This is a genomic window from Cellulophaga sp. Hel_I_12 (genome assembly GCF_000799565.1).
Lineage (GTDB): Bacteria > Bacteroidota > Bacteroidia > Flavobacteriales > Flavobacteriaceae > Cellulophaga.
On record NZ_JUHB01000001.1, the window covers coordinates 167505 to 178982 of the forward strand.

Consider the following 11478-nt stretch of genomic DNA (forward strand, 5'->3'; position numbering starts at 1 on the left):
GGAGAAAATCATAATGTAGGACTTGAAATTTAAAACGCATTACTCTTTTTTCCCAAAAAAATTAGAAACGTACAACGATTCACGAATTAGCTTCCTTACGAAAACGTTATAGGTGTATACTATTGAAAATAAAGGGTTTCAACCCTTATTTTAATCCGAAAAGTTTGTTAATTTTGTTTTTTTAGAAATTGATGAAGGGAAAGATAAAAAAAATAGGGGTGTTTACATCTGGTGGAGATTCGCCAGGTATGAACGCGGCCATACGGTCAGTAGTGAGGTCATGCGCCTATATGAAAATAGAATGCATGGGCATATACAGGGGATACCAAGGTATGATTGAAGGTGACTTCAAACCTATGGACGCCCGTAGTGTAAATAACATCATTAATAAAGGAGGTACCATTTTAAAATCGGCCAGATGTACCGATTTTCATACCAAAGAAGGTAGACAAAAAGCCTACGATCAGTTGCAAGCCGCCGGAATTGACGGATTGGTAGTGATTGGTGGCGATGGTAGCTTTACAGGGGCTTTAATATTCCATAAGGAATTTAAAGTGCCGATCATTGGTATTCCGGGAACTATTGATAATGATATTTTTGGTACCACCTATACCTTAGGGTTTGATACCGCTTTAAATACGGTTGTTGAGGTTATTGATAAGATAAGAGATACAGCCAGTTCACATAACCGCTTGTTTTTTGTTGAAGTTATGGGCCGTGATGTGGGTCATATTGCTTTAAATGCAGGCGTTGGAGCAGGAGCAGAGGAAATTTTAATTCCAGAAGAAAATTTAGGATTAGAACGCCTTCTAGACTCGCTCAAACGCAGTAAGCTTTCAGGAAAGTCTTCGAGTATTGTGGTGGTGGCTGAAGGAGATAAAACGGGTAAAAATGTGTTTGAGCTAAAAGAATACGTAGAAAAGCATTTGCCCATTTACGATTGTCGCGTTTCTGTATTAGGCCACATGCAAAGAGGAGGTTCACCTTCTTGTTTTGATAGGGTTTTAGCCAGTAGAATGGGGGTAAAAGCGGTTGAAGCACTTATCGAAGGAAAAACTAGTTTAATGGTGGGTATTCAAGATAATAAAATTACGCTTACCCCAATAAGTAAGGCCATAAAAGGGCATACTAAAATAGATAAAGAACTCTTGCGAGTTTCAGATATAATGACTGTATAATTTTAATAATTAAATAAATAAAAAGATGTCAAATTTAAAGATAGGAATTAACGGATTCGGTAGAATAGGAAGATTAGTATTTAGAACAAGTGTAAAGAGAGGTGATGTAGATGTAGTTGCTATTAACGATTTATTAGACGTTGAGCATTTAGCTTACCTGTTAAAGTACGATTCTGTTCACGGAAAGTTTGACGGAACTGTTGAGGTAAAAGATGGTCACTTAGTGGTCAATGGTAAAACAGTGCGTATTACGGCTGAGCGAGATCCAAAAAATATTAAGTGGGATGCTGTTGGAGCTACTATTGTTGCTGAATGTACAGGTATCTTTACTACTTTAGAAAGTGCTCAATACCATATTGATGGTGGTGCTAAAAAAGTAGTAATTTCAGCACCTTCAAAAGATGCACCAATGTTTGTTATGGGTGTGAATCATAAAGATGTTAAAGCAACAGATACGATTGTTTCTAACGCCTCATGTACGACCAACTGCTTAGCGCCTTTAGCCAAAGTTTTAAATGATAATTTTGGAATTGACGAAGCCCTGATGACTACCGTACACGCCACCACAGCAACACAAATGACAGTTGATGGTCCTTCTAGAAAAGATTGGAGAGGTGGTAGAAGTGCTTTATTGAACATTATACCTGCTTCAACAGGAGCTGCCGTAGCAGTAACTAAGGTTATTCCTGCCTTGAAAGGGAAACTTACTGGGATGGCTTTTAGAGTGCCTACAGCCGATGTATCTGTAGTAGATTTAACGGTGCGTTTGCAAAAAGAAACTTCTTACGAAGAAATCAAAAAAGTTTTTAAAGCAGCATCAGAAGGAGAGTTAAAAGGAATCTTAGGCTATACAGAAGAAGATGTGGTTTCTCAAGATTTTATCGGTGATCCAAGAACAAGTATTTTTGATGCCGGTGCAGGAATTGAATTAAATTCAAAATTCTTTAAATTAGTGTCATGGTACGACAACGAAGCTGGTTTCTCTAATAAAATGTTAGATTTAACGCAACACGTTGCTAAATTATAGTGTATAACCTTTAAGAACCTTGACCTAAACCATTTTTTAAATGGTATAGCTCAGGGTTCTACTTTTATTCCTCTGAGTATGATATTAATTGTAGATAGTGGCGCAACAAAATCGGACTGGATTGCTTTAGATGACAATGGAAAGCATTTATTTTTGACGCAAACTTTAGGATTAAGTCCTGAAGTTTTAACCAGACCTGTAATTGAGGATCGTTTGGCGAATAATTTTGAACTTTCTAAAAATAAAGATAAAGTATCTAAATTGTACTTTTATGGTGCTGGCTGTGGAACGCAAAGAATGCAAAATCTTTTAAAAGATATTTTCACTTCTTTTTTTCCTAATGCTCAGGCCGAGGTTAAAGAAGATACTTATGCCGCCATATATGCTACAACCAATCTTGGAGACCAAAGTATTGTTTGCATTTTAGGAACAGGCTCAAATTGCAGCTATTTTGATGGTGAAAAACTACATCAAAAGGTTGCCTCTCTAGGGTATATTCCTATGGATGATGGGAGTGGTAATTTCTTTGGTAGAAAATTAATTAGGGATTATTATTTTAATAAAATGCCTAAAGATTTAGCGGATAAATTTGCAAGTGAATACAATTTGGAGGCTGATGTCATCAAAGAAAATTTATACAAACAGCCTAATCCGAATACCTATCTGGCTACTTTTGCACGTTTTATTGTTGAAAACAAAGAGCATCACTATTGTAAGGGCGTTATTGAAAAAGGATTTCAACAATTCATCAATAACTACATTATGCAGTTCGAATTAGCGACTAAAGTACCTATTTCATTTGTAGGAAGTATTGCTTTTTATTTACAAGATGAACTTAGAAAGGCATTACATCGCAATGATTTGGTGGTCGGTAAAATTCTTCAAAAACCAATTGAAGGTTTGGTAAAGTTTCACCAGGCTAGTATTTAAAATTAGATTCAAAATAAAATCACAAAAGCTCCTGCGCTATCTAGCGTAGGAGCTTTTGTGATTTAGGTACTCAGGCGATTACTGCAACAAGCGTATCAGGGTTTCATGTATAAACTTTCCTCGGGTTTTGTCCAGAGCATAGAGGTTAGTAAAATACAGAAAAGAAGCCTCATGACTAAAGGTCCTGTTTCTTGGTTCTTGAAGCACAACGGTCCTGATGATGATACACAAGGGCCCTGACTCGATATTATTTTATTTTGAAGATTTGGTAATTTAAAAAAATGGGTCTCGATTAAAGAGTACTCCCTGAAACTGTATAGGGTTCTAAAAATTCAACCATCCGAATAGCTCATCCATTATTTTACCGCAATCATAGAAATTTCTACATTGACAAATTTTGGTAAATTGGCAACCTCTACCGTTTCTCTTGCGGGAGCAGTTTCTGCATTAAAATACGTACCATAAACCTCATTGATCTGCGCAAACTGGTGCATATCTTTGATAAAAATTGAAGCTTTTATCACATGTTCAAAAGTCATTCCTGCTTCGGTTAAAATAGCTTTTAAATTCTCCATCGACTGCTTCGTTTCCTTTTGAATATCTCCTGCTACCAATTCTCCAGTAGCTGGGTTAATAGGAATTTGACCTGAAATATAAAGGGTGTTTCCTGATAGCACTGCTTGATTATAGGGCCCTATGGGTGCAGGAGCATTTGGGGTGTTAATTATTTTTTTCATAAAAAAAAGTTTAAGAATTAAGTAAACGTATCAAAACAAAAATACAACTTAATTAAAATAGTAGGCCTAATGAATAGTAAAGTACTTCAACGAAATACATACGAAACATGAAATGAAGAAATTAAGCAAGATTATAAGTATTGAGAGCTTCATAGAAAAACAAGATCAAGGCCAAAAACTTTATAGGTGTATATTAGCGTCTGCTTTGCTTATCCCATTTTAAATCTTGCAACATAGAACTAGAGATACCAATAAAGAAATCCCAACGTTCGTATAGCCCAAAGGGCGTCCAATTAAAGCGTAAGTTAAAACTCCCTAATTCGCGTTGAAAACGCAATTGAGTTACAGAAAAACCTTGGTTCGTAAAATCGTAACCAGATGATGCACCTACTTTCCATTTCGGCGTTAATTCAATATTCCCAGAAAACATTAAGCTATTACTACTTATGGTATTTTGGCGATTTGGATTGGAATAGCTAACGGTATAGGCCAATCGTAAGTCCCAAGGTATTTTGTTCGAGTAAAAAGTGGTTTCTCTTTCTTCTTCCTCTTCTTCCTCTCCAAAGCCTTGTCTGCCATTTTGCATAAAATCAGCATCTCCAAAAAGATCATCAGTTCTACCACCACTGGCAGCACTATAATCATATTTATTCTCTTCATCGTCTTCCTTATCGTCTTCTTTTTTCTTTTCAAAATCTTTATTGGAAAGAGAGTAACTAAGGTTGGCTCTAGCGTTTGTTAATCTAAATAAGCTGCCTCCGTTTTTAGCATTTAACGTATTTATCCGAGTTCCGTTATTATCTATGGCATACGGATCTAAACTTCCGCCGAAATTTATAGCCATTCTATTGTTTAAAATACTGGTACCCCCCGTAAAACTAACAGGGCTCAACTTTAAGGAATCTGCATTAATATTATAGCCCGTAGAAAAGTTTAAGTTTCTTAAGAGCTGTATTTTTTTAGGTTCGGTTTCGGTAGTATCTCTAGACCTTACTTTGGCTTCAATGGTATTGGCTAATGAAAAACTGAGGGAATTAGACATATTTAGACTAGGCACCCCGTTCAAGGTTCCTTCAAACCTAGTATAGCGTCGCAGTTGGCCGGATCTGTCATAAGTCAACTCTCCATTGCTATCTAAAAGATCTTCATAGAACTGATCAAAGGAGGGTGTGTACCCATAACTAAGCGAAGGGCGCGCTACATGCCTAATCACTTGTATTTTGCTATCTTCTTTAAAATTTACTCTCCCATACAATGTGGTCCCAATACTGGCATTAAAATTATAGCGATTAAAGCGATCAAAACCGTTAACGGTATCGTTAACAACTGTTCTATTGTTGACCTCGTCAAAACTTCTATCAAAAGTTTCAAGTACCCATAAATCCTCATAAGTACCTCCCATGGTAACGCTAAAATATTTCGCAATTTTAAAATTTGTGCTTATCGGAATTCGGTGTCTTGCACCAATTCTAGCATTATCGAACATTCTGCCTGTTAAAAAATCCTCATCATTGGTCGTTAAGGTATTTTGGGCATTCACATCATACTGAAAATTTATATTCTGTATAATACCTTTTTTAATGCCATCTCTCTTGGCAAATGGAAATATACGCTCCATACTTGCTTGTAAGGTAGGCAAAGTCATATCGATATTGTCTCCTGTAGCTGTTTCGCTTGTTAATTGTCTATGTGTAGCCGTTAAACTTAAGTTTACGGAGGGGTATTCTGGAAATGTTTTTGAATAACTAATAGACGACGATAAGGTATTGTTCTGCGTGTTCGATAAATCTTGTGTACGAAGTGAGTTTCTAAAATACTGGCTACTCCCTAAGTTTACAGAGGCTGAGAATCTTGAATTTGGACTCGATTTCTGGTCCTGAGAATGATTCCACTGAATGTTATAATTGGTACTTCGACTATAATCATCAAAACCTTTTTGACTGGTGACTAAGTTTTGGTATTGTAAATTAAAACCGCCTCTGAATTTGTATCGTTTCACATATAAAGAACGCGAGTTTAAACCGTAGCTTCCGTTCGTATATAAGTCTCCCGTAAGTTCTAGATCTGCATATTCACCTATTGGAAGGTAGTAACCTCCGTTTTGTAAAAAATAACCCCGGTCTGGGATATTTCCAAAAGTAGGGAATAAAATACCTCCAGTACGTCCTTGAGACATCGGGAAATAGGCAAAAGGCAGGGCTATGGGTGTTGGGACATCGGCAATGTACATGTTGCTAAAACCTGCGATTACCTTTTTTTTAGGTACAAACTTTGCCCTATTGACTAAAATATAATAATCAGGATTAACGGTGTCTTTTGAGGTTGTTAATCGTCCTTTACTTAAAAAATAAACCGAATCATTCTCTTTTTTAGTAATTTCAGCGTACACCTTCATGGCATCCCCCCCTAAAGCACCTAAACTAGCTTGCTGTTCCGTTCTAGAATTCCAAATTAATGCCTTTTGGGTATCAAAATTAAAACGAATAGAATCGGGCCTCACAATATTATCTCCTTGCTTAAAGTAAGGGAGCTGTGTGTAGTTTCCTAAAGAATCTTTTATCCTACCCGCATACACTTCGTTCTTAATGTAATCCATAATAATCACCCCAGCCCTAAGCTCTGTGTCTTGATATTGAATTACGGCATTGTTGTAAAGGTATATTTTTTGATCTTTCTGACTAAGTTTTACATAGTCTCGAGCATTGTATTTTATATTATCTAATAAGAGTGGTTTTTTCTTATTTGTAGAATCTATTTTAACGGTATCAGCTTCTGTTTTTGGCTTTGTTGCAATCTCAGAAAAATCTTTTGGAGCTACAATGCTGTCTTTAATAGCTTTTATAGGTAGTGTTACTACTTTATTTTCTTGACCAAACGTGCTTGTAATGCCACTAAACAGTAGTAAAAATAAAAGTAGATGGTGTTTGTTTGATTGCAAGGCTATAAATCCTATTTTTGTAATAGTTTGTCTTGTCTATGCGACGATTAGAATCGGAGTCAAACTTACATATATTTTTTGTTCTGTAGTCGTAACATTACAATAATTTTAACCTTAAATTACAATTTGTATCTAATGAATAACAAATGTTTTCAAGTGCTAAATCTTTTTGCTTTATTTTTTAGCATAGCATTTTATGGCCATGGGGAAGAAAAACCCAAGCTAAATGATCCTTTTATTGTGGTATTGGATGCAGGACACGGTGGCCATGATCCAGGTAATTTGGGTAATGGCTATTTAGAGAAAACGATTGCTTTAAACATTGTCTTGAGGGTTGGCGCTATCTTAGAAAAGAACCCGAACATAAAAGTGATTTACACTAGAAAAGACGATAGTTTTGTTGATTTATACAAAAGAGGTGAAATTGCGAATAAAGCCAATGCTAACTTATTTGTTTCTGTACATTGCGATTCGCATACCTCCGATGCCAACGGAGCTGGAACTTTTGTATTGGGACTTCATGCCAACAAACAAAACTTTGAAATTGCTAAGAAAGAAAACTCCGCTATTTATTTAGAGGACAATTACGAAGCACGTTATGCGGCCTATAATATTAATTCTCCTGAATCGGTGATAGGCATGACCATTATGCAAGAAGAGTTTTTAGATCAGAGTATTCTATTAGCGAAATTAATGCAAGATAATTTTACAGGAAAGTTAAGTAGAAAGGATAGAAAGGTAAAACAAGCTGGGTTTATAGTGTTGCATCAAACCTTTATGCCAAGTGTATTAGTAGAAACTGGTTTTTTGACCTATAAGCCAGAAGGAGCCTATTTAGATTCTGCTGCAGGTCAGCAACAGATGGGCGAAGCAATTGCGAGTGCTATATTAGCGTATAAAAGCCAAATTTCAAACACGGCTACAACAGCTTCGGTGACCCCGACAGAAAAAGAAGTTGTTCAAAAAGAGACTCCAGCAGTAGTAGTGGCAAAACCAGAAACCAAGAAAATTGACAAAACGACCAAACCAGCCGTGGTGAAAGAAACGACTGGTGATAAAGTTGTTTTTAAGGTTCAAATATTTGCGAGTGCAAAAGAGGTTCCTTTAATTGCAGAAAATTTTAAAGGTTTAAATAATATTTCAAAAGAATCCTTCAATACCTTGTATCGTTATTTTTATGGCGAAACCCAATTGTTCGACTATGCAAACCGATTAAAAAATGATGCGATTTCCAAGGGATTCAAAGATGCTTATTTGGTAGCCTATAAAAATGGTGTTCGTATTAACGTCAAGGAAGCTTTGAAATACATGAAAGAATAATTCATTTGCTTGTCATAAATAATTCTAATTTTGTTTAGAATTTAAATGTATTTGAGAGGAATATAAGAGATGATTTAGATCTCGAACCATAAAGAGTGACCTTTATATAGGCACTCGAAACCTACTGAAGGCTGGCGGGTTTTTAGTTCATTAAAAAACGTAATTAAAAATAGGTATGCGTGTGAAATTATCAAGAGAGATTAAAACCGGTGTTATTGTGGTTGGCGGAATTCTATTATTTATAATGGGTTTTAGCTATCTGAAGTCCACATCGCTATTTGATAGTAGCAAAACTTTTTATGCGGTTTACGACAATGTGGGAGGCTTACAACCAGGAACGTCAGTTTCTATAAACGGACTTAATGTTGGTAATGTAAACGATATCAGGTTCAAAGATGAATCTGGAAAATTAATAGTTACCTTTTCAGTGGGTAATGATTTTGAGTTTTCAAATACCAGTATGGCAGAACTCTACGATACAGGGATCATCGGTGGCAAAGGCATACAAATTATTCCTGTTTTTGATGGGAGTCCCATGGCAAAATCAGGAGATACCTTAACCACAGGGGTAAAACCTGGACTAACCGATTTAGTTCAAAAAAACTTAGCGCCTTTACAGCAGAAAATTGAAGGCGCTGTTTCTAATGCAGATTCTTTGTTGATTAATTTTAATCAGATTTTAGATTTGCAAACGAAAAGCAACTTAAGAGAGAGCATCAGTGGTCTTAATGCCTTGGTAAAGAGTTTTCAAAGCAGTGCAAATTCATTAAATTCATTGCTTTCTGAGAATAGAGCCCAACTCAATGGCTCTATTGAAAATATAAGCACCATTACTGGAAATTTCGCGAAATTGTCCGATTCTTTATCGAGCGCAGGATTAACCACAACCATTAAAAACTTAGAGACCACCTTAGCTAATTTTAATGAAATATTAGTAAAAATAGAACAAGGTGAGGGCACCATGGGTAAGTTAATGACCGATGAAGAATTGTATAAAAATTTAACAGCCTCTAGTAAAGAATTAGATTTATTATTGCAAGATTTTCGTTTAAACCCCAAGCGTTACGTGAATGTATCTGTTTTTGGAAAAAAACAAATCGAGTATGAACTGCCAGAAAATGATCCAGCCCGAAATATAGAAGAATAATTATGATAGCATATTTACCACAAGTACTTTTTATAGTAGTATTGCTTTTAGGCATTGGCTATTTTGTCACCAATGTTAAAAAATTGGCCCGTAATATTAAACTAGGAAAAAACATAGTTGTTGACGATCATAAATCACAGCGATTAACAAATATGTTTAAAATTGCATTTGGCCAAACCAAAATGGTCGTAAGGCCTGTTTCTGGTTTTTTGCATGCTATTGTATATGTAGGCTTTATCATCATCAATATCGAAGTCCTTGAAATTATTATCGATGGAATTTTCGGAACACACCGCATAGGGCTAAGCGTTTTACCTGAAAGTGTTTACGGGTTTTTGATCGGCACTTTTGAAGTTCTTGCCGTATTGGTATTGGTCGCTGTTTTCATCTTTTGGTTGCGACGAAATGTGATTAAATTAAAACGTTTTTTAAGTGCTGAAATGACAGGTTGGCCTAAAAATGACGCTAATATTATTCTCTATATTGAGGTGGTTTTAATGTGTTTATTTTTAACCATGAACGCAACAGATACGGCATTTCAAAATTTAAATTCGGGAAATATTGTAAGTCAATTTTTAGCCCCCCTATTTGAGGGTTTATCTGAAAATACCTTGCATGGTATTGAACGCGTAGCTTGGTGGTTACACATTGTGGGTATTTTAGCTTTTTTGAATTACTTATATTTTTCAAAACACTTACATATTCTATTGGCTTTTCCTAACACCTATTATGGTAAACTAAGGCCAAAAGGGCAACTGCCCAATAATGAGACGGTAACCAATGAAGTAAAGTTAATGATGGATCCTTCAGCTGATCCGTTTGCAGCGCCTACCGGTGAGGCAGATGCAGCCGTACCTGATAAATTTGGAGCATCGGATGTGATGGATTTAAATTGGGTACAATTATTAAATGCCTATACCTGTACCGAATGTGGTCGCTGCACCAGTGAATGCCCTGCCAACCAAACCGGTAAAAAATTGTCGCCGCGAAAAATCATGATGGATACGCGCGATCGATTAGAAGAAGTAGGTAAAAATATAGATGCCAATAAAGGAACTTTTGTTCCTGATGGAAAACAGCTTCTAGGCGATTACATTACCCATGAAGAATTATGGGCGTGTACCACGTGTAACGCTTGCGTTCAGGCGTGCCCTGTAAGCATAGATCCTTTGTCTATTATTATGGATATGCGCCAGTACTTGGTGATGGAGCAGTCTGCTGCGCCGTCTGATTTGAATACCATGATGGGGAATATAGAAAATAATGGTGCACCGTGGCCATTTAATCAACAAGACCGATTAAACTGGTCGAACGAATCATAACAAAATTTAGCTATGAATACTACAATACAAGTGCCTACGATGGCATCACTTTTTGCAGAAGGCAAACAACCAGAAGTATTATTTTGGGTGGGTTGTGCTGGAAGTTTTGACGATAGAGCAAAAAAAATAACCAAGGCCTTTGTTAAAATTTTAAATAAGGCTCAGGTAAGCTTTGCAGTCTTAGGCACCGAAGAAAGCTGTACGGGTGATCCTGCAAAACGCGCAGGGAATGAGTTTCTTTTTCAGATGCAGGCTGCCACCAATATCGAAGTTTTAAATGGCTACGAGGTTAAAAAAATAGTGACTACTTGTCCTCATTGTTTTAATACCTTAAAAAATGAGTATCCCAATTTAGGTGGCTCTTATGAAGTCATGCATCACACTCAGTTTTTAAAAGCCTTACTCGATGAAGGCAGAATTACCATGGAAGGCGGTCAGTTTAAAGGCAAGCGAATTACCTTTCACGATCCTTGTTATCTAGGGCGGGCTAATGATGTGTATGAAGCCCCTCGAGATTTAATTCGGAAACTCGATGCCGAATTGGTAGAAATGAAAAGCTGTAAATCAAGAGGTTTATGCTGTGGTGCTGGTGGTGCGCAAATGTTCAAAGAAGCCGAAAAAGGAGATAAAGAAGTAAATATTGAACGTACGGAACAAGCCATAGAAGTACAACCAGATATCATCGCAGCGGGTTGCCCATTTTGTAACACCATGATGACTGATGGGGTAAAAGGCAAAGAAAAAGAAAGTACCATTGCCGTGATGGATATTGCTGAGTTAATAGCCAACGCCGACGATTTTTAAAGGCCATCGCTATGTTTAAAAATGAAGCCCTAGAGCTTGCCTCTTTACACACAATACAAAACCTTGTATTTACAC

9 protein-coding genes are annotated in these 11478 nt (G+C 36.5%); 7 read left to right on the top strand and 2 right to left on the bottom strand.

Going from position 1 to position 11478, the window contains the following annotated elements:
- Window positions 1-191 precede the first annotated feature (191 nt).
- From pfkA to GQ45_RS00930, 3 genes are all read left to right on the top strand, one after another.
- Entirely contained in the window at window positions 192-1178 is a 987-nt protein-coding gene (gene pfkA, locus GQ45_RS00920; RefSeq protein WP_047414335.1) for a 6-phosphofructokinase, read from the top strand.
- Between the two features lie 25 nt (window positions 1179-1203).
- Window positions 1204-2205 carry a type I glyceraldehyde-3-phosphate dehydrogenase gene (gene gap, locus GQ45_RS00925; protein WP_047414336.1) on the top strand — a complete coding sequence of 334 codons (1002 nt, stop codon included), beginning with the start codon at window positions 1204-1206 and terminating at the stop codon, window positions 2203-2205.
- Between the two features lie 78 nt (window positions 2206-2283).
- Window positions 2284-3135, top strand: a complete 852-nt coding sequence (locus GQ45_RS00930) for an N-acetylglucosamine kinase (protein WP_047414337.1) — start codon at window positions 2284-2286, stop codon at window positions 3133-3135.
- A gap of 356 nt (window positions 3136-3491) precedes the next feature.
- On the opposite strand, the gene GQ45_RS00935 is transcribed toward GQ45_RS00930, so the two are convergent.
- Both GQ45_RS00935 and GQ45_RS00940 read right to left on the bottom strand, forming a co-directional pair.
- Entirely contained in the window at window positions 3492-3872 is a 381-nt protein-coding gene (locus tag GQ45_RS00935; RefSeq protein ID WP_047414338.1) for a RidA family protein, read from the bottom strand.
- A 193-nt stretch (window positions 3873-4065) separates the two neighbouring features.
- The gene (locus tag GQ45_RS00940) at window positions 4066-6810 is read right to left on the bottom strand and encodes a putative LPS assembly protein LptD (RefSeq protein ID WP_047414340.1); all 2745 of its coding nucleotides are present in this window, start codon (window positions 6808-6810) and stop codon (window positions 4066-4068) included.
- Between the two features lie 135 nt (window positions 6811-6945).
- On the opposite strand from GQ45_RS00940, the gene GQ45_RS00945 reads away from it, so the two are divergent.
- The 4 genes from GQ45_RS00945 (at window position 6946) to GQ45_RS00960 (ending at window position 11403) form a co-directional block, all read left to right on the top strand.
- Entirely contained in the window at window positions 6946-8130 is a 1185-nt protein-coding gene (locus tag GQ45_RS00945; protein ID WP_047414342.1) for an N-acetylmuramoyl-L-alanine amidase, read from the top strand.
- 181 nt (window positions 8131-8311) lie between these two features.
- Complete coding sequence (locus GQ45_RS00950; RefSeq protein ID WP_047419889.1) at window positions 8312-9277, top strand: MlaD family protein; 966 nt, start codon at window positions 8312-8314, stop codon at window positions 9275-9277.
- A gap of 5 nt (window positions 9278-9282) precedes the next feature.
- The gene (locus tag GQ45_RS00955; protein ID WP_047419890.1) at window positions 9283-10599 is read left to right on the top strand and encodes a (Fe-S)-binding protein; all 1317 of its coding nucleotides are present in this window, start codon (window positions 9283-9285) and stop codon (window positions 10597-10599) included.
- A 12-nt stretch (window positions 10600-10611) separates the two neighbouring features.
- A complete protein-coding gene (locus GQ45_RS00960; protein ID WP_047414344.1) occupies window positions 10612-11403 on the top strand; it encodes a (Fe-S)-binding protein in 792 nt (263 codons plus the stop codon).
- Window positions 11404-11478: the final 75 nt, after the last annotated feature.